Source organism: Pseudomonas sp. AK181 (assembly GCF_051122975.1).
Taxonomy (GTDB): Bacteria; Pseudomonadota; Gammaproteobacteria; order Pseudomonadales; family Pseudomonadaceae; genus Aquipseudomonas; species Aquipseudomonas lactis.
The window spans coordinates 3,426,259-3,443,938 of sequence record NZ_CP146348.1; the positions used below are offsets into that span (position 1 = coordinate 3,426,259).

The 17,680-nt window shown below is 59.5% G+C and carries 17 protein-coding genes and 1 pseudogene; 6 read left to right on the forward strand and 12 right to left on the reverse strand.

Translation table 11 applies throughout. From position 1 onward, the window contains the following. Window positions 1-34 precede the first annotated feature (34 nt). From V8689_RS15640 to V8689_RS15650, 3 genes are all read right to left on the reverse strand, one after another. A complete protein-coding gene (locus tag V8689_RS15640) occupies window positions 35-2,929 on the reverse strand; it encodes an RHS repeat-associated core domain-containing protein (RefSeq protein WP_056787371.1) in 2,895 nt (964 codons plus the stop codon). A gap of 130 nt (window positions 2,930-3,059) precedes the next feature. Next, window positions 3,060-3,605 (reverse strand): putative natural product biosynthesis protein, encoded by a 546-nt coding sequence (locus tag V8689_RS15645; protein WP_056787369.1) that lies wholly within the window; start codon window positions 3,603-3,605, stop codon window positions 3,060-3,062. A 62-nt stretch (window positions 3,606-3,667) separates the two neighbouring features. Then, window positions 3,668-4,051, reverse strand: a complete 384-nt coding sequence (locus V8689_RS15650; RefSeq protein ID WP_056787366.1) for a DUF2946 domain-containing protein — start codon at window positions 4,049-4,051, stop codon at window positions 3,668-3,670. Window positions 4,052-4,232: 181 nt separating this feature from the next. On the opposite strand from V8689_RS15650, the gene V8689_RS15655 reads away from it, so the two are divergent. Together V8689_RS15655 and V8689_RS15660 are read left to right on the forward strand one after the other, a co-directional pair. After that, window positions 4,233-4,841 carry an SCO family protein gene (locus V8689_RS15655; RefSeq protein ID WP_003191741.1) on the forward strand — a complete coding sequence of 203 codons (609 nt, stop codon included), beginning with the start codon at window positions 4,233-4,235 and terminating at the stop codon, window positions 4,839-4,841. After that, entirely contained in the window at window positions 4,841-5,323 is a 483-nt protein-coding gene (locus V8689_RS15660) for a copper chaperone PCu(A)C (protein WP_056787363.1), read from the forward strand. Before V8689_RS15655 ends, V8689_RS15660 begins: the two co-directional genes overlap by 1 nt. Window positions 5,324-5,953: 630 nt before the next feature. Here the strand turns inward: V8689_RS15660 and V8689_RS15665 are convergent. Next, window positions 5,954-6,127, reverse strand: a pseudogene (locus V8689_RS15665) (GNAT family N-acetyltransferase); the annotation flags it as partial. A gap of 209 nt (window positions 6,128-6,336) precedes the next feature. Between V8689_RS15665 and V8689_RS15670 the strand changes: the two are divergent. After that, a complete protein-coding gene (locus tag V8689_RS15670) occupies window positions 6,337-6,672 on the forward strand; it encodes a hypothetical protein (protein WP_032896950.1) in 336 nt (111 codons plus the stop codon). Here the strand turns inward: V8689_RS15670 and V8689_RS15675 are convergent. Continuing rightward, window positions 6,662-8,275 carry an ATP-binding response regulator gene (locus V8689_RS15675; RefSeq protein WP_056787360.1) on the reverse strand — a complete coding sequence of 538 codons (1,614 nt, stop codon included), beginning with the start codon at window positions 8,273-8,275 and terminating at the stop codon, window positions 6,662-6,664. The two genes, V8689_RS15670 and V8689_RS15675, sit on opposite strands and share 11 nt — an antisense overlap. A 180-nt stretch (window positions 8,276-8,455) precedes the next feature. On the opposite strand from V8689_RS15675, the gene V8689_RS15680 reads away from it, so the two are divergent. Next, complete coding sequence (locus V8689_RS15680; RefSeq protein WP_056787359.1) at window positions 8,456-9,058, forward strand: LuxR C-terminal-related transcriptional regulator; 603 nt, start codon at window positions 8,456-8,458, stop codon at window positions 9,056-9,058. 13 nt (window positions 9,059-9,071) lie between these two features. Here the strand turns inward: V8689_RS15680 and V8689_RS15685 are convergent, their stop codons facing one another. Together V8689_RS15685 and V8689_RS15690 are read right to left on the reverse strand one after the other, a co-directional pair. Further along, window positions 9,072-9,701, reverse strand: a complete 630-nt coding sequence (locus V8689_RS15685; protein WP_056787356.1) for a ribonuclease T2 family protein — start codon at window positions 9,699-9,701, stop codon at window positions 9,072-9,074. Between the two features lie 45 nt (window positions 9,702-9,746). After that, entirely contained in the window at window positions 9,747-10,724 is a 978-nt protein-coding gene (locus V8689_RS15690) for a Gfo/Idh/MocA family protein (RefSeq protein ID WP_060765694.1), read from the reverse strand. 126 nt (window positions 10,725-10,850) lie between these two features. On the opposite strand from V8689_RS15690, the gene V8689_RS15695 reads away from it, so the two are divergent. Beyond that, window positions 10,851-11,213, forward strand: coding sequence for an NUDIX hydrolase (locus V8689_RS15695; protein WP_056787351.1), 363 nt, complete (start codon window positions 10,851-10,853; stop codon window positions 11,211-11,213). On the opposite strand, the gene V8689_RS15700 is transcribed toward V8689_RS15695, so the two are convergent. The 3 genes from V8689_RS15700 to V8689_RS15710 form a co-directional block, all read right to left on the reverse strand. Beyond that, on the reverse strand, window positions 11,188-11,472 hold the full coding sequence (locus tag V8689_RS15700; protein WP_056787349.1) for a DUF1652 domain-containing protein: 285 nt from the start codon (window positions 11,470-11,472) through the stop codon (window positions 11,188-11,190). The genes V8689_RS15695 and V8689_RS15700 overlap by 26 nt on opposite strands. Before the next feature lie 399 nt (window positions 11,473-11,871). Continuing rightward, a complete protein-coding gene (locus V8689_RS15705) occupies window positions 11,872-12,132 on the reverse strand; it encodes a hypothetical protein (protein WP_056787347.1) in 261 nt (86 codons plus the stop codon). A 4-nt stretch (window positions 12,133-12,136) separates the two neighbouring features. Then, entirely contained in the window at window positions 12,137-12,583 is a 447-nt protein-coding gene (locus V8689_RS15710; protein WP_056787344.1) for a GNAT family N-acetyltransferase, read from the reverse strand. A gap of 295 nt (window positions 12,584-12,878) precedes the next feature. Here V8689_RS15710 and V8689_RS15715 point away from each other — a divergent pair, with 295 nt between their 5' ends. Next, window positions 12,879-15,929, forward strand: a complete 3,051-nt coding sequence (locus V8689_RS15715) for a hypothetical protein (protein WP_434520567.1) — start codon at window positions 12,879-12,881, stop codon at window positions 15,927-15,929. 222 nt (window positions 15,930-16,151) lie between these two features. On the opposite strand, the gene V8689_RS15720 is transcribed toward V8689_RS15715, so the two are convergent. Both V8689_RS15720 and V8689_RS15725 read right to left on the reverse strand, forming a co-directional pair. Then, the gene (locus V8689_RS15720) at window positions 16,152-16,481 is read right to left on the reverse strand and encodes a hypothetical protein (protein ID WP_003191756.1); all 330 of its coding nucleotides are present in this window, start codon (window positions 16,479-16,481) and stop codon (window positions 16,152-16,154) included. A 110-nt stretch (window positions 16,482-16,591) separates the two neighbouring features. Continuing rightward, window positions 16,592-17,665, reverse strand: a complete 1,074-nt coding sequence (locus V8689_RS15725; protein WP_056788202.1) for a class I SAM-dependent methyltransferase — start codon at window positions 17,663-17,665, stop codon at window positions 16,592-16,594. Window positions 17,666-17,680 lie beyond the last annotated feature (15 nt).

Here is a 17,680-nt window from a genome sequence, read left to right on the forward strand (position 1 = left end):
ACGGCCCGCGCTCCTTGGCCTGACGTCGCGCGTATCAACGGCGGTGAGGGTTCATCACCCTGACCGCCCGATAGTTGAGCCCGCTGACGTGCTGGATCAGCACCCGATAGGCGCCACGACCGCGCTGCCCATGGTAGCCCAGCAAGTCAAAACTGCGGACATTCTGCCCACCCGCCATGGCATGTCCGGTATGAAAATCCAGGGTGCGGGCTTCCAGGCGGTTGATCACATTCCGGATAATCCCTCCTCCTTGGCCACGCAGCTCAGTCAGGACAGGTTCGACGTCAATTACGAGGCGCTCAGGCTGCAGCCCGGAAGAAGGCCCAGGGCTGACGGGTTGCGCGACGGGCTCTTCAGGCGCCGAGCCCCTGCGGCCCACGCTCGTGACCCGGGTTTGCGGTTGTACTTCGGTGTGGGTCAGCCCAGCTGGTGGAAGCGGGCTGGCGCCCACCTTGCGGGTCGGGGCGCGAAGTTCTATCCCTACAAATCCCAACCTGGCAAGCGTAAAGCTGGGGTTGCGCTCCGTTCGAGAAGCCGTTTCCGCCTGCTCCCTGCGCTCGGTGGGCCCAATGTAGCCATAGAGCCCGCCCCGCGCTGCAGGCGTCAGTCCGTAGGACAGGCTTTTAGTGTCGACGGTGGCCAGTCGGTGCTCCAGGAAAAAGTCCGCCAACTCGCTGACTTCCTGTTCGGTAGCACCCTGTCGGCGGCCTAGCTCTTGTGCACCGGCCAATGCCGATTGCTCATAAAACGCTCTGCGCCGAACTTCAGTAGTGCTTAGCCGTTGATTCGCGTAAAGGACGATGCCCACCACTCCTGAAATCAGCCCGAAGTAAGCCAGCTCGACCCTGTATCCAACCTCTAGACCGACCCCATGCCCGATCAACAACACCAGGAGCAGAACCGTCACCACCTCCAGCATCGAACGGCGCTGTAAACCGTCATCGTCCACATACCCAATAGGATTGTTCCCCACCATCGTATACAGGTTCAACCCATCCACCGCCCCCGCCGGGTCAGCGCTGATCCACCGTAACAGCCACGGCGCGTAGTACCTGAAACCGTAGTAATACAACCCGCTGGCGTCGCGCTCCTTGCCCGAATAACGCCGGCTTTTATAGCTGGCCTCCAGGGCGCTTTTTGCCGCCCACCAGGCGGTTGTACCGAACGGGTAATAACTCTCCTGGCTCAACAGGCCGGCACTGTCGTCCAACTCCAGGGTGCTGCTGCCCAAATGATCGTCGAGACCAAAGCGCAATTGCTCATCCTGCATCTCTGCGGGGCGCCCCTGCTCCCATTGCAGCCCCCTGACCGAATGGCGCCCGCCCTGAGCGAGCACCACGTTCAACCACTCGCCATCCGGCCCGTGGCGATGCAGTTCCAGCCCAGGCAGATAAAGCACTTCGTGGGTGTGAGCCTGTGTCTTGCCGTGGGCCACTCGACGCTTGACCACCCGCTGGCCTGCGCCGTCGTACAGATAGGTTTCATCGTCATGTTCGCCATTGTCACGCAGCACCTGCGCGACGCGGACCAACCGGTTGCGGCCATTCCAAGTCAACGCCTGGCCAGGCGCCAGGGCCTGGAGATTGCCACTGTGGTCAAAGCCGTTACCCAGGCCCGGCGCCTTTGCGCCCTCGCGGGCAATCACGCCGTGATTACTGTGTTCGCCCACTTGCATCCGTTGGGTATAACCGCTGCCGGTGCTGGGCACATGGCGCATCTGCGTGAGGTTATCGGCCGAGTCGTAGGTGTAGTGGCGGGTGTAGTTGCCCCAGAGGTTGTCGTCTTTGGCGCCGAACGAGACTCGCCCCGGCAGAGCGGATGCGCCGGTATTGCGCGCATTTTCACGGCCGGTGGCCTTGATCAATCGCGACAGGCTGTCGTATTCGAATGTGCTCACCGCCTCCACCTGCGCGTTGCCGGCCCAGCGGGTCGGCTGCGCCGCATCGCGGATGCGCAACACATTGCCGACCCGGTCGTAGCTGTAGAACAGGTCTTGCAGGCGCTTGCCTGCCGAATCTTTCAGGTGGGCGCTCAAGCGGGTCAAACGCCCATCGCTATCGGAATACTCCGCAACGCTGACCACGCCATTACCCAAGCGCTCACTCAACACTTGGGCCGAGGCGTTGACGCTGCGTTGATCCACCAGGGTCTTGCGCGTTCCGCTTTTGAACAGGATCTCGCTTTTCGTCAACTGGCCATCGACACCGTACTGGGACTGCTGGCGATTGCCGCGCGCGTCGATTTGCTCCAGCCGTTGCCCCAGCGCATCGTACTGCCAGGCGGTGGTGAAGGCTTCGGCTTGCAACTGCGCATCCCGCTCACTCACGGGCAGCGGCCAGTCGGGCGCGGTGTGCGACTTGCACAGGCGCCGGGTTTGCTCGGTGACGTTGCCTTGCACGTCGTAGCGATCCACGAACAGCGTGCCTGCCGGGTCATCGTGCCGAATCATGCGGCCACAGCGATTGCGCGCCGCCTCAGCGGACGTCATGCCCGCATAGGTCATGCGCTCCACGCAGTGTTCAGCCGCAGCCTCCTGGGCGCGCTCGAATACCGCCACGGGGCGTAGCAACGGGTCGTATTCGAACCGCTGGCGCGTGCCCCGGCTGTCCCACTGTTGCACGACCTGGCCGCCGCTGCCGAGCAAGCGCGTCTGGCGGCCTGCATCCACGCTGTCGGTGCTCAGCAGTTGCCCGCCCAAGCTATAACGATGAGCGAGATTGGGCAGCACGTCGGGATCGGCAGCGTGCAACTCAAACAGCCTGGGGTCCCACTGTTGCTGCAACAGGCCGCGAGCGTCGAACACCTGCCGCGTGACCTGGGCGGTGGGCGATTGCTGCGCGGTATTGCGATGGTACGCCACGCTGCGCACGGTCAACCCTCGCGGGTCGACCACCGTCAGCGTGGGCGTGTTGTGATGCAAAGAAGACATAACCTGATGACCTGAAAAACCAAAGAAGCCTAGAGCCTAGTCATCAGGTCGCTGCCAGCCTGCGGGCCGCGCACGCTGCGCCGTGTGCGGGGCTTCCGAGGGTGTCGTGAGGCTTACCGGGCGCGGCGCTTCATGGCACCGGCAGCCAGCCGCTGAATGCACCCTGCTCACTCAATGGGCACCAGGCAAAATCCCAGGCGGGTGGCGACAATGCCGGTCGCGGCGCGGCAATCGAAGGGTGGCCCTTCCAGTCGAACAGGGTGCAATCGCGCCAGCTCAGGACAACGCCTGCCGCCGGGCTGTCGTCGGTGAGCACCCAACGCGCGGCCGCGGCGGCCATGAAGGCTTCGATCGGTTCCTCATCGATCTGCGTGCGGTACGCCGAACTCAGTAACCAGCGGCATACGTTCAGATGGTAGGTCCAGTCCAGCGGCGGCTGGTTGCGATAGGCCCAGGTCATGAAGGCGCGAAACAGGTTCAAGCCCTCCGGTGGGTCGAGCTTGAGCAACGCCGGGCAGATGTCGAACAAGGTATGCCAGTGAGGCAGCAGGCGTGCATCCAGGTGCACGAAGCAGCGCGAATTACTCGGGTAATCAGACAGCGCCGGTTGCGCACGCAGGCGCCGCGACGCCTTGCTGACCAGGCGGCCGGCGCCGGCAGGCAATTGAGGGTTCATAGAGTGTTCTCACAATCGTGACGAGAGAATGCCTCCTGGTGACAGGAAGCCCAAGGCACACGTCAGGATGCGGGAGAAGCGCGAGGGTTGGCCGAAGGCCAGGAATAGCGCGGAGGCGCCTTGTTGCGCCGTTCATGGGCGACACGTGGGGTTTGCGTAAGACCGAGCAGCCAGGCCAGGCCGATCAGGAACACCAGGGCGACGGTAACCGCGTTGCACACCGGGCAGGCAAAGTAGTTCGAGATGTTGCTGGAAGACGGGTTTGCCAACCCTTTGTCGGAAATGGGCGACTGGCCGCCGTCCACCGAACAGAACAGCCCGCCGATGCCGTTGAGCTGCTGGCCCATCATCTGACCATGCCCCAAACCGCAGGCGAACAGGTTCATCAGCACGCAGAAGTACAGGGCCCAGGCGATCAGTGAGCGGTCAGAGTGGCACAATTTCATGGCGGCGACTCTACCACCGAAGCCACAAAAGCACGAAATGCGCCGCCCCCCTGTGGCAGAACGTCGCAGATTACGCGCACGGGCCAGGGTTGCTAGACTCTGCACCCTTCTCGTTACTCCTTTTCAAAGCCTGGTGGGGCAGCTCTACTGCCTTGCAGGCGTTTCACAGGATGCACAGTTGATGAGTACGTTATTCACCCGCCGCAAAGTGCTGACCGGCATGGGCCTGTTGGGCCTGGGCAGCCTGCTGGGCGGCTGTGACTACAGCCCCAAGCTGAACTTCAAGTACGGCAAGGACCTCAGTGACAAGATCATGGGCCGCACCTTCAAGCTCAAGAACACCGACGGCGAAACCGTCACCCTGAGCTCGTACCGCGGCCTGATGCCGGTGGTGTTCTTCGGCTTCACCCAGTGCCCGGCGGTCTGCCCGACCGCCCTGGCCCGCGCCGCCCAGGCCAAGAAACTGATGGGCCGCGATGGCAAGATCATGCAGGTGGTGTTTATCACCCTGGACCCCGAGCGCGACACCCCCGAGATTCTCAACAATTACGTCAAGGCCTTCGACCCCAGTTTCGAAGCGCTCTACGGCACCCCGGAAGAAATCGCCGTAGCCGCGAAGGAGTTCGGGATCTTTTATGAAAAGATCCCCGCCGGCGACACCTACACCCTCTCCCACACCGCCACCAGTTTCGTGTTCGACACCCGTGGCAACCTGCGCCTTGGCTTGCAGGCATCCCTTACCGCTCAAGAGTGCGCAGAAGACCTGCTCACCGTCATGGAGGTCTGCTAATGACTGCCGTTCAACACCTCAAGCGTCTCACCCTCGGCCTCACCCTGCTGGGCCTCGCCGCGCACGCCAGCGCCCAAGTACAAGTGACCGACGCCTGGGTTCGCGCCTCCGTACCGGGCCAGCCATCCAGCGGTGCCTTCATGACCCTCACCGCCGACAGCGACAGCAAACTGCTGAGCGTCGCTTCGCCAGTGGCCAAGGACGTGCAGATTCACGAGATGAGCATGAAGGACGACGTGATGCGCATGGGCCCGGTGGATGCGGTGGCCCTGCCGGCAGGAAAAGCCGTCAAGCTCGACCCGAACGGCTACCACGTGATGCTGATGGGCCTGACTGGCCAGATCAAGGAAGGCGACCAGGTGCCGCTGACCCTGACGGTGCAAGATGCCAAGGGTGAAAAGCAGGCTGTCGAAGTGAAGGCAACGGCGCGTGGCTTGGATGGCATGGACCATAGCAAGATGGACCATAGCAAGATGCATTGAGTAGGCCGCTTTTTCTCCCACGTCACCACGATGCGAAGCGAGCCGCTCTTGATCTGCTCTTGATCTGCTTTTGATCTTGATCTCAGGCGCCCCGTTAAACCACGCTGGCCGGAATTCGACAGGGATTTGGGGGGTAAACCGGCAGGGATGCCGGTTTAGCCGCCCCGCGCCATGGATGGCGCGTGGCGGCGGCCCCCCAAATCACTGGCGGATTACGGGCACACCGAGCCTAAGCGAGGTGCCGAGTGGTGGGGCAAGAGCCCTTTGGTTACTTTGGGGCTCTTTTCCAAAGTGACCCGCCGTCAGGCGGAACCCTAAGTAGCCGTTACCGCAGCAATGGATATGTACACAATCCAACTGCGTTGACTGCTAGGCCGCCTTCGCGAGCAAGCCCGCTCCCACAGGTTGATCGCAGGGTGTCAGGTAGATAGGTGTTGGCTGGCAGGCCGCTATCGCAGGCAAGCCAGCTCCCACAATTGGATCGTGCGGTATCAGGTAGATTGGTGTCGGCTGGCAGGCCTTCATCGCAGGCCAGCTCCCACAGTTGGATCGTGGGGTTGAACGCTTTCGGTACGCAATCCCTCGATCCCATGACCGATAACGCTGAACTGACCCAATTGCGCACTGCATTCAAGCGGGATTCATAACCCGCAACCGCTTCACCATCGGTACACACGCCAGCACCAACCCGGACGGGGAGCGATACACCGCCTGCTCATCGCCCACATACCCGCACGCTCTATAAAAACTCACCGCGTTCAGTGTCGCATCCAGCACAACCTGCTCAACCGCCTGCTGCTGCGCGTCGTCCGGAGTGGCGCGTTTTATCTCCAGCATCGCAAGCTCCTTCCATGACCTCAAACTGCCATTAGCCCATTTGTGCTAATCGACCCTACCTCATGGCGGCGCTATATTCCGCGGCACTTCCAACGTTCTCACCCACACCGCGCATTCAGTGCGCGTGGGTTTATTGCGCGCTGGAAAAACCAAAACAACCCCAAGGAAGAAGCACCATGAAACTCCTCTCCCCTGTCACTCGCCTTGCCCTGCTGGGCGCCTTGATCATCGGCGTCGCCGGTTGCAGCAATATCAAGCCCACCGAAGACCATCTCAAAAAACTGTCGGAAACCAATCTGGGCGAGCCCGTGAAGCGTATCTCCAATGTGCGCAGCGATTCCATGAGCACCTACTATGTAGCCAACACCGCGTCCGGCGAATACAACTGCTCCGTACCCAGCGGGGCCAGCGGCGGCCTATTTGCGGTCGCCAGTTTTGGCCTGATGAAGCCTGCCGCCTACTGCCAGCCAAAAGGCGCGCGTGGCAACGCAATGACGCCGTTCATGCAGTAATTTTTTCCTGGCTGAGCTCACGCAAGGTGCCGCGCAGTTCCGCAGGGCGTACCGGTTTGGACAGGATAGCAATCTGACGGTCGTGCAACGCCGCCTGGATTTTCTCCACGTCGTGCCCGGTGAGGATCAGCGCTGGCACCGCCCAGCCACGTTGCTCGCGTAGCTGGTCGATGCATTCGATGCCGGTGGCATGGTTGCCCAGGTCATAGTCGGCGACGATGATGTCACAGTCGCTGACCAAACCCTGTCCCGTGGACTCGGCCTGCACTTGGCACCCCCAGCGCTCCAGCAGGGCCTGGGTGGCGAGCAGCACGTTGTAGTCATCTTCCACCAGGCACACCTTAAGGCCGGTGAGCAGGCCGGCTTGGCGTGCATCGTCGCGCAACGCCGGTTGGCGCGGCGCGGCCGCCAGGGCCAAGCCATGCAAGCTGACAGAAGTGCCATGGCCAACGCGCGAGCGCAGGCTCACCTGCAACCCCATCAATTGCCCCAGGCGCTTGACGATGGACAGCCCCAGGCCCACGCCTTCAACGTCCTTGTCACGCAGTTGACGCACGCGATAAAACTCTTCGAAGACTTTTGAAAGATGCTCCCTGGCAATCCCCCGCCCCTGGTCGTGTACCTCGACTACCAAGCCGTTATCGCGCACACGCACGCCGATCAGCACCGGTCGCTGCGCGCCGTATTTGAAGCAATTGGAGAGCAGGTTCTGCACCATGGTCGCCAGCATGCCCGGATCGACCAACACCCAATGGGCGCAGGGGCGCAAGCGCAACTCCACCCCCGCCCAGCGCGCCGCCTCGGCGTTCTGGCGCACCAGGTCGGCCAGGAAGTCGCCCAGGTGGAGCACTTGGTATTTGGGCAACAGGCGTCCGTTGTCGAGGGTGTAAAGGTCGAGAATCGAACGGAACAATTGCGACACGTTAAGCAGCGAACGGTCGATATTGTCCACCAGGCGCTGTTCGTCATCTCCCAAGCGGGCTTCGCGCAGGCAGGCGGTGAACAGGCCGATGGAGTGGATCGGCTGGCGCAGGTCATGGCTGGCCTGGGCGAGGAAGCGCGACTTTTCCAGGTTTGCGGCGATGGCTTGCTCGGAGGCCTTGCGCGTGCGCTCCAGCAGAATATGCGCATACACCGGGATCACCGTGCTGGTGATCATCAGCATCAGTACCATGAACGGCTGCGCCTGCCACAGCGGCGTAAGCTGGTACACGATCAACAACGCCAGCAACGCCAGCGCCGTGGCTATCGCCAGGTAGCGCGAACCGTAGCGCATGCCATTGCCCAGGTTCACCCAGACCATCACCGCATACAGCGGCAGCGCCGCTTCCCCCCCCACCACCAGGCCGAACGACGTACCGGTGTAGTCGTGGATCATGCCGAAGATCCGCCGCGCCGGATAATGCCCGGGCCAGCGTGCGATCACCTGGCGAAGCACGATGGACGCCAGCAGGAACACAAAGATATAGAGGATCACCGGCAGGTAGGTGTCCAGCGATTGCCCAGGTAGGAAACCCAGTAGGCTTATATACACAATGGCGATGGTGGCCACCACAATGCGCAGGTTAGCCTGATCGAGTTCAGAGTTGGTCTCAAGACTCATCGTCATATCCCTGACCTATCATCTGTAGGAGCGAGCTTGCTCGCGAAAGCCGTTAACGATAACGCGTGTTGCCTGAATGAACGCAGCGCCTGTGAGTTCTTCGCGAGCAAGCTCGCTCCTACAGGCCCGGTGGTAAATTAGCATGCCTGGATACAACCTTGCCCCAGGAAGGAGCACACAATGACCGGCCGAATCATCATCGCCGACGACCACCCCATGTTTCGCGAAGGCATGACGCGCACCGTGCAGCGCCTGCTACCGGGCGCGGTGGTGCAGGAGGCCGGCGACCTGGCCACGGTGAATGCACTGCTGTGCGAAGCGGGCGAGGTCGATACCTTGATCCTCGATCTGCGTTTTCCCGGCCTGACCTGCATCAGCCAACTGGCCGAACTGCGCCAGCAACTGAAACGCACCACCTTGGTCCTGGTGTCGATGGTCGACGACCCCGCGCTGATCGAACAGGTCATGGCCCTGGGCGCCGACGGTTTTATCGGCAAGAACATCGCCCCGGATGAGATCGGCCAGGCCCTGCTGGCGATCCGCGAGGGCGAAGTGCTGGTCAAGTTCGCCCCTTCAGGCCTGCTGCCCCTCGACACGCACACCCTCACCCCACGTCAGCAGGAAGTGCTACGCCTGATTGCCCAGGGCAAGACCAACAAGGAAATTGCCAAGGCCCTGAATATCTCGCCGTTTACCGTGCGTATCCATGTGTCGTCATTGTTGCGCAACCTGAATGTTCCCTCACGCGCTGCAGCTGCGGTGAAGTATTCCGGCGAGTTCTAGGCGCCTGCGCGGCTCAGCGCTGCGTGGGAATACGAATATCGCCCCCACGGCACTGGCTTTTCACACTGCGCGGGCAACCCGCAAACGCCAGATCCTTGGTCAGGCACACCCGCACTTCCGACAGCACCTGACCCTTGCAGATCACCGCCATCCCGTGGTTGCCCATGCGTGGGTTGCTCTCGCGAAACAGCGCTTCGATCTCTTTGGCCTGCAATGACGGCGGCGTGTTGAACGGTTGCAACTGCTGCGGGATCACCACCGCGCCAAGCGCCACATCGGTCTTCTCCAGGTACTCCAACGGCTGCAGCCCACTGCAGGTGCCATGCTTGGCCCACTCATGTTTGAGCAATGCACGAGTGGGAAACAACACCGCGCCCTTGTCCATTTCTGCGTCGCTCAAGTGCGTTTGCGGCGTGCAGGACGCCGGCCACCCTCCCCGCGCGTATTGCGGCCACAAACCGTGCAGCACAAAGCCGTAGCCCTTGCCCGAACATTGCTCGTTGCCTGGGTGCGTCAGGCAAAACGTGGGTGACCACGATAGCGACAGCACATAGAAATCAAACTCGCCCGACTGCCCTTGGCTGCGTGGCGCCGCCGTTGCCGCGGTGGCGATCAGCAGCCACAACACCATCCAGTATTTCATCCCGGTATTCCTTTAAAAGAGTGAAGCCTTACGCTATCGCCACGACTAGGGATGCTGGGAGTAACGGTGTAACACCTTATCCAGGATGATATCGGTCTTCAGCGCCTCGATGGCCAGCGAGGGATGCTCGGCCTCGCCACGAATATGCGCGTTCATGTTCAGCACATGGTGCCATTGAATATGGGTGTGACACGGCACTTCCAACACTTCGGTGGTCTCGCCTTCAAGCCGCAGCGGCTGGTCGTCGAACACCGAAAATTGAATACGGCCGCGACTGCCGATCAGTTCGACCCGGTCTTCGCGGCGGTCTGCCACAAAGTTCCAGCAGCCCATGCCCAGCGCACCGCTGGCGAATGTCCAACAGGCTGTCACTGCGTCTTCTGCCGCGTAGCGTCCCGCCTGTCGCGCCGAAAAGCCTGAGACCTCAACGATATCGCCAGCCAGGTACTGGAACAGGTCAAACCCATGGCTGGCCAGGTCGGCAAAGTAACCGCCACCGGCAATGGCCGGATCGGTGCGCCAATTGGCGGCGTCGGTGTCTGTTGCGGCAGCTGGCTTGCACAAGGTCCAGGTCAGGTGGCGCAGCTCACCGATACGGCCTTCCTGCAGCCAGGTGCGCACTTGCTCAAAACGCGGCAATGAACGCCGGTAGTAAGAAACAAACAGGTGCAGCCCGGCGCGCTCAAAGGTGCGCTGCATTAACGCGCTCTGTTCAGCATTGAGCGACATCGGCTTTTCGACGCAACAATGCTTGCCCGCCGCGGCCACCCTCAGGGCGTACTCAAGGTGACTGTCGGGCGGGGTGGCGATGTAGACCGCCTCCACCTCGGGGTCATCGATCAAGGCCTGGGCGTCGGTATAGCAGCGGGCAATGCCATGGCGCGCCGCATAATCGCGCACCGCCTCGGCACGCCGCCCCATCACGGCGACCAATGCCGAACCTGACGCTTTATAGAAAGCCGGTCCACTCTTTAACTCAGTGACACTGCCACAGCCGATCATGCCCCAGCGTATGGTCTGCATTAAATGCCCTCGTTCAAATTCGTCAATCGGGCAGTATCCACATACCGACCCTGGCGCGCCATAACCACTTAGCATGACAATTGCATTACACTTTTATGACATTCATCCGGCGCGGGGGCACATTCGATGAAAACTAGGGCAACCGTCATTTGCGAACATGAGGGGCATATCCTCTTCGTGCGCAAGGCCAGATCAAAATGGGCATTGCCCGGCGGGAAAGTGGAAGCAGACGAGCGCCCAGTCGGCGCGGCGGAACGCGAGCTGGAAGAAGAAACCGGGTTAAACGTGGACGGCTTGCTGTACCTGCAGGAGCTCAAGGCCCGCGACACCGTCCACCACGTGTTTGAGGCCTCGGTAGTCAATATCGACGAGGCACGGCCGTGCAACGAGATTGTCGATTGCCAGTGGTATGCCTACAGCGCCCTGGATGAGCTGGACACCACAGACGCCACGCGCCACATCGTCAAATCCTTCCTGCGGCGCCTCTGACGCCCTGCACAGAACCCACCGCAGCAAACCCACGGCGCCCGGCCTTTATCTCGGTACGCAACTCACCAATCAGGTTGGCGATGGCACGGATGCTGTCCAGGCCCTCGGGCGATACGCGGGTCAGCAGCAAGTCGACACGACCGGACGTGGGCTCGAACACGCTGATGCGCAATGAGCCGTCGCTGTTAACGCAGCACTCACACGCAAGCGGCAGGAAGCCTGAGGCCATGATGCGGTTGAATTCGGTGATGGAAATCATGCTCAGCCCCCCGTCCCTGGGTTCTACCCTATTAAGGTGATGCAAGCAGCATAGATAAGGTTTTGCAGGCCACCGGACAATTAATGCAAAAGTGTTAGCCAGCCCTCATTTTGTCGGGCGTAACCGGCCATGAACGGGGGGCCGAGATTAAATCGCGGGCAAAAAAAATCCCAAGTAGCTGATGGAAACTTGGGATTTAAAAATGCATAAACCGTGGGAGGTGAACGCCCGGCTATAGTAACGACTGTAAAAACCTGTAACAAGATTAATTTAATCCTTTCGTCGGATTGAAAGCGTTGTAAGTCATTCAATAACCACATGTTTTTTAAGGTAGAAGGCAATAGCCGTGCTACTTTTTGGTGCAAGTAGCGCGTATAACCCTACCTATAAAAAGGGTTATTAGTCCGGTGCAGCACTTTCAAGTAACTGTTCACTTAACTGCTTGCACGTTTCTTCAAGGGCCTCACGACTGGAAGCGGTGGCACCCACCACGGCCTCCAAGTGACGACACAGCGTCAGGCGTTCAGCCGCCTCTGCACGTTGGCGGTCGACCTTGGCGTTGAGCTGAACAAAATAGAACCCCAGTAACACGGCGACAACCAGCACCCCCACCGCGAAGTAGCGCAAGCTGTTGGGCGATGGAGGCTCTGGGGCATTCATAGGATTATGGCGCCCTGCTCTTTTCATAGCGAACGTCATCACCATCGACAGGCCCCACGACGGACCAGCCCAGGCGCTGATAGAACCCATTGGCGCGGATTTCATCACGCCCATCAGTCACCAGGTACAGCGTGTCGTGGCGCGCAAACAGGGCCGCCTCGGCCACTGCCATCAGTTGACGGCCCAGGCCAAGCTTCTCGTGCGTGGGCAACACGAACATCGCGAATACTTCGCCTTCATCCAGATCGACCATGGAAAACCCCGCCGCCTGGCCGTCCACTTCCGCGATCCAGCCACAAGGGCCTGCGCGCAACGTATCGCTCAATACCTGGGGGGTAATCCCCAGGCCAGCCATCTGTTCCAGGCTCAGGTGGTTTTGCACCACCGCGGTGCGAATCGTGCACAGTGTGTCGACATCATCGGGTGTCGCCGTTCGAATCAGCACTTGCATATCGGCCTCCATGAAGAAGTGCGCAATTGTATGCAAATACTTACATAGGGTTTGTCGTGGATTTGTAAACAGCTCTTTGGAGAACTGCGATTGACCCTACGCTCACCACCTTCGATATCAACGGGATTCATCATGCCCGCTGTTCGTGTCATGGACGACCTTCAAACTATCAGCGCGTTACCGCTCGTCGCCACTGTCAATTCTCACAGCTAGACGCCCATGTCTCGTAGCGATTTGATTTCCTGGTTGACACGCACCACTGCGCGTACGTGTCCTCCTACCAGGAGTGTTCTTTATGTCTGACTATCCTCTTGATCCAGGCAGTGCTAGCGACCGGTCTCTCACTGACGACGCTTCGTCCCCGGTCGCCTGCCTGCCTCGCCAGAGAGAATCCATTGCCGCCGGCCCACAACGCGTGGAGGACCTGGACCATCCTTACTCGGCCTATCCGCATATACCTCTTCGGCATGTGCCCGGTGAGGTTGCGGTCTATGGCTTGGGCATCCGGCATGTGCGCCCTTACGCGCTCTATTCCTTTGAGAAGTGGGCCACTTTTAGTTCCAATGACTACTTCGCCATCTACTTTGACGATTTGGTTTACGCGGCCGCTGACGATGTCGTTGAGGATACCACCCTGGTTCGCCAGAACCTGGCCATTCCCGAGGAGCGTATGCCCGAGGGTGAGGTGGTGACCTATGGTCGAGTACGGCGGGCAGGCAGCGGCAACGAAAGCACATCCCCCCCGCAGATTATTCTGATCAAGACCACCCGGCCGGGTGGCACCGATACCGACCCGGGAAGCCCATGGCATACCGGGCTGGAGATGGAAGTCGAAGGGTTACCAGAAGGCGCTACCCTGCAGTGGAAAGATGTCGGGCCAGGCCTCGATTGCCTGATTTACCCGTACGAACACATCCGCAAGAACGATGTGATCGAATTGTCCTGGGATGGCATTTTTGTTGAGCATACCGTGACTCCCGATGAAGCGGACGGAGCGGGGCCGATCCGCGTGTTTGTGGATAAATCGATCATCGCGCAGGGCGGGCAACGGGGCATATTGACCCTGCGTTTTCGTGTGCGGGATGTGGTGGAGAATTTCTCCGGCGAAAAATATCAGTACTCCAAACCCTATTTCCTCAAAGCCGAACTAGACCCCAACCTGTTGGACGCGCCGATTTTTCTCGTGGATGACAAAGAGCTTGATCCCATCACGCAACAGATCGACTTCGACACCCAGAGCGGCTCGACCTTCGAACTCATCGCTCTGACAGAACGGCAGTTTCCAGCGCCTAAACCCGAGTATGAGATCACCGTTTCCTTGCTTTGCACGCGAGACGACGGCACCAGCGAGACTATCCTGTTGGGACCTGTGCCTGATTTGAACCGAGGGTTTACCTATATTCCTATTGATAACAAGCTCATTGAGCCGCTGGTGGGGGGCTCAATTCGGGCATCATTTATCTGGGAAACCGATGCGCCGCTACCGCGCGAGTCCGGTAGCATCACGATTACCGTGGTTGGCACCAAGGTTTCAATGCCTGTGCCCAGCGTCAGCCCTATCGAGTTGGGTTTGATTCCCGTAGGCGAGGACATCACGGTCACCATCCCGGCTTACGAGCCGCATAACCCCGGCTGGCTGGAAACGTTGTACATCACCCATGTACCGCCGGGAGGGGGGAGCCCAACTATCTTTCGTACAGAACAATTTGCAGGTTCGCAAGGTGGCACCTACACGGTCAAGGCCGCTGAGTTAGAGCAATTCAACGGGCGGGGTCCAATCCAGATTCATTACACCACCAATGACGGCGCCGCCCATATCCTGGGAGGCGGCGCGTTGGCGGTTCGTTCATCGGCGATACTCGGGGCGCAAGTCGGTGAGCGCACCGCCGACATGCCGGCGCCACGCTTGCAAGGCGCTATGGGTAACAACGTGGACCCGGCTGACGTGCCTGGCAAAGATGTGCTGGTGACCTTTACCTACTTGGGAACACAAAACGGCGACACGCTTCACTGGTCGTGCATTGGCTCGAGTCTTGACGGTTCGGCCGATGGCACTATCGAGATCAATAACGCAACCGCCGGCAAAGAGTTGCCCTATCCGGTCAGCCGCGACATTCTTGATAAAAACCTTAACGGTAGCCTGCGCATTTCCTACAGTCTGGAGCGCACTGGCCCGCCGAAAGTCGTGCTGCGTTCAGAAGTACTGATGCTCACCGTGGGCAAAGGTGTGGAGTTGGACCGGCCGATCATCGAGGGCGCCTCCACCTCTCCCGATGAACTCAACCCGTTGGCGGCAATAAGCGGCACACGGGTAATCGTGAAATTCCGGCCGATGTTGGCCAGTGACTTTATTACCGTGGACTGGATCACTGCCGATCATCACGGTAGCTTCGCAGATAATGTCGCGGGCGACCCAAGTACTCATGAAGTCAGCGTGTGGATCGATGCTCGCACCATCGCCCGCGGGATCCGTGAGGGCGGCAACACCATCAATGTGCAATATCACTTCCATCGCGGCACGTTACCGTACGAGTCCGTGATCGTGCCCCTGCGGCTGCTGCCGCTGACCGGATTGCCGACGCCGACTATCGAAGGTATCAGCGGGCCAATTCTGGACTTTTCACAACTGAGCCCCACCGCGCGGACCTACATCCCAGTGTGGAGCTTCATCCATGCCGAGCAATTGATGTGGATGACGTACGAAAGCAAAGGCGTTGTGCTTGAAGACACCTATACCGCCAACGAGGTCACGGAGGACGGCGTGTTGAAGGGTATCAACCCGCCCACCCCCGTGGATAAGATCAAGCTGCTGGAGGACGGTGCGGATTTGACAATCAAGTTCTGGGTCAGCCTGGCGGAACGCTCTGACAAGAACACCGCCGTGCTGTTCGGTATACGTTCTTACACCATAAAAAAATTACCGGAACTGGATGACCACACTAACTTCGAGATGGGTTGGAACGGGTGGAGAAACTTAATTAACGGTAACGGAGTCATTCGAAATATAGCAAACAATAATTTTTGGTATGCAGAAAAACTAGCCAACCAGAACAATAGGCCAGGACTGATAAAAAGATTCAAGGACATCCAAGAAAACACAACTTATGAAATCCGTTTCGATTTCAAGTTTGAATATGATCCCTACCAACCATTGGCAGTTTTCACATTCGGAAGCGATGCTAAGGGAGTATTTGTTTCCCATGGTAAAAACTGGATCACCGTTGCTCAAGTATTTACACTACCCAGCGGTTTCCCCACCCAAGACCTAGATGCATCAATCTATTTTTCCACCTCAAGCACATCCGGATTTTGTGTTGACAACCTACGAGTGCGTAAGCTGCAATAATCCGCTATTGAGTTCTTGGTCTAACTAAAATGCCTGCAGACAGCTTGGCGAATCAACCGAAACACTTCAATGTTCTCGACAGGACCACCACTGATAAGCCTCCTGCTGGAGGCTTATAGCTAAGAGCCATGAAGTCAAACTGTCCAATGACAAAACTACTGGATAGAGTGATTTTTCAGACAGAAGTTGATCCAAGCTCACTCCCTGTGGGCCGGCTACAAATTACTTGCGCGCCACCTTGTAGCGCAGGCAATCCTGGTAAAAGCTTTGACGAATCGCCTCGGGCTTGAGCCGTGAGCGGCTGTCATAGGTCTGTTCGGTGATGCCCATGGCCATCATGCGCATCCACGATTTGCTGAACTTGAGGGTCTGGATCTTCTGCCGGGCTGCGTACAGCGACACACCGGATAACTTGAGTTCCTGGGCCCTGGCGGCCGTGCCGGCGCCCCAACTGCACATGTACTTGTCACCTTCGCGCAATTCCCTGGCCTGCGCGACAGTCGCGCCGCCGGCCAGGGAGCAGGCAATCAGCATCATTCCCACAGAGCGCATTTGCATCCTCACCTAACCACCTGAAAATAAAAGTGATTTTGGCGAGGATTTTGTTACAAAGGGGCCATTAAATTGCCTTACTGCGCAACGCAATGCCCGGATGGCTCATATCAAGGCTTGAGTTCGAACAGCGCCGGCATTGGCGGCCACTCCGAGGGCACTTTGCGGAAGCGGCTAAACCCGGCCGCTTGCGCCATCTGGCGGGCACGCTTCTCGCCCATGAACGCCCCCAGCCCCGCCCCACCATGGGACAGTGAGCAGGTCATGCAATAGAGGGTGCTCTGCGGATACATGACGCGCCCGAACAGGTTCATGTTCTCGTGCAGCTCTTCGGACAGGTTGAGCTCCACCATCAGGTAAGTGCCGTCCTCGGCCGTTGCTGCGCGTAAATCCTTGAGCATCTGCTGAGGGTCGGTGGCATCGTGGATCACCACAAAGGTGGTCACGAAGTCGAATTGCTGGCCGCGCAAGGCATCGGAGTCGTTCACCTCGAATTGCACCCGGTCACCCACACCAGCCGCCTCGGCGTTGGCCCGCGCCAACTCGATGGAAGGCAGGTGGAAGTCGCAGCCGACAATGCGCGCCTCGGGGTAGGCCTTGGCCATGGTGATCGCCGCCAGGCCCGCGCCGCAGCCAAAATCCAGCACACTGCCGCCGGTCTTGAGCTTCTCTTCGACGCCGTCCAGGGACGGGATCCAGTGCTGGACCAGGTAGTGTTTGTACCAGGGCATGGTCATGCGCTCCATGCCTTTCCAGGTTTCCAGCGGGAACGCCTCTTCAGCGCACCCCCCGCCGTGGCGGAAGGCCTCGATGACCTTGGGCGCCATGCTCACGAACGGCACGCTCAGCTGGATGATGCCGCCGGCGAAATACGGCGAGTCTTCATCGGCCAGCACTGGCACAAATTCAGCCGGCATCTGGTAGCGGCGAGTTTGCGCGTCGTAGCTCACGTAATTGCCGGTGGCCATGCTGCCCAGCCATTCGCGCAAGTAACGCGCGTTGTAGCCGGTCTTGTGCGCCAACTCTTCCAGCGTCACCGCCTGGCCGTCGGCCAATGCCTTGAACAAGCCGAGCTGGTCGCCGATGTAGAGCATGGCACCGCGCAGCGTGTTGCCGTAATCCTCCATGATGCGCGCCGAAAATTGCTGGACCTTGGCTTTATCAACTTCCATAACGTTGGACATCTGTCGCTCCTTGAT

Bases quoted from the DNA above. Each gene is read 5' to 3' on its own strand.
- V8689_RS15640 (WP_056787371.1), bottom strand. From the start codon at position 2,929: ATGTCTTCTTTGCATCACAACACGCCCACGCTGACGGTGGTCGACCCG.
- V8689_RS15645 (WP_056787369.1), bottom strand. From the start codon at position 3,605: ATGAACCCTCAATTGCCTGCCGGCGCCGGCCGCCTGGTCAGCAAGGCG.
- V8689_RS15650 (WP_056787366.1), bottom strand. From the start codon at position 4,051: ATGAAATTGTGCCACTCTGACCGCTCACTGATCGCCTGGGCCCTGTAC.
- V8689_RS15655 (WP_003191741.1), top strand. From the start codon at position 4,233: ATGAGTACGTTATTCACCCGCCGCAAAGTGCTGACCGGCATGGGCCTG.
- V8689_RS15660 (WP_056787363.1), top strand. From the start codon at position 4,841: ATGACTGCCGTTCAACACCTCAAGCGTCTCACCCTCGGCCTCACCCTG.
- V8689_RS15670 (WP_032896950.1), top strand. From the start codon at position 6,337: ATGAAACTCCTCTCCCCTGTCACTCGCCTTGCCCTGCTGGGCGCCTTG.
- V8689_RS15675 (WP_056787360.1), bottom strand. From the start codon at position 8,275: ATGAGTCTTGAGACCAACTCTGAACTCGATCAGGCTAACCTGCGCATT.
- V8689_RS15680 (WP_056787359.1), top strand. From the start codon at position 8,456: ATGACCGGCCGAATCATCATCGCCGACGACCACCCCATGTTTCGCGAA.
- V8689_RS15685 (WP_056787356.1), bottom strand. From the start codon at position 9,701: ATGAAATACTGGATGGTGTTGTGGCTGCTGATCGCCACCGCGGCAACG.
- V8689_RS15690 (WP_060765694.1), bottom strand. From the start codon at position 10,724: ATGCAGACCATACGCTGGGGCATGATCGGCTGTGGCAGTGTCACTGAG.
- V8689_RS15695 (WP_056787351.1), top strand. From the start codon at position 10,851: ATGAAAACTAGGGCAACCGTCATTTGCGAACATGAGGGGCATATCCTC.
- V8689_RS15700 (WP_056787349.1), bottom strand. From the start codon at position 11,472: ATGATTTCCATCACCGAATTCAACCGCATCATGGCCTCAGGCTTCCTG.
- V8689_RS15705 (WP_056787347.1), bottom strand. From the start codon at position 12,132: ATGAATGCCCCAGAGCCTCCATCGCCCAACAGCTTGCGCTACTTCGCG.
- V8689_RS15710 (WP_056787344.1), bottom strand. From the start codon at position 12,583: ATGCAAGTGCTGATTCGAACGGCGACACCCGATGATGTCGACACACTG.
- V8689_RS15715 (WP_434520567.1), top strand. From the start codon at position 12,879: ATGTCTGACTATCCTCTTGATCCAGGCAGTGCTAGCGACCGGTCTCTC.
- V8689_RS15720 (WP_003191756.1), bottom strand. From the start codon at position 16,481: ATGCGCTCTGTGGGAATGATGCTGATTGCCTGCTCCCTGGCCGGCGGC.
- V8689_RS15725 (WP_056788202.1), bottom strand. From the start codon at position 17,665: ATGTCCAACGTTATGGAAGTTGATAAAGCCAAGGTCCAGCAATTTTCG.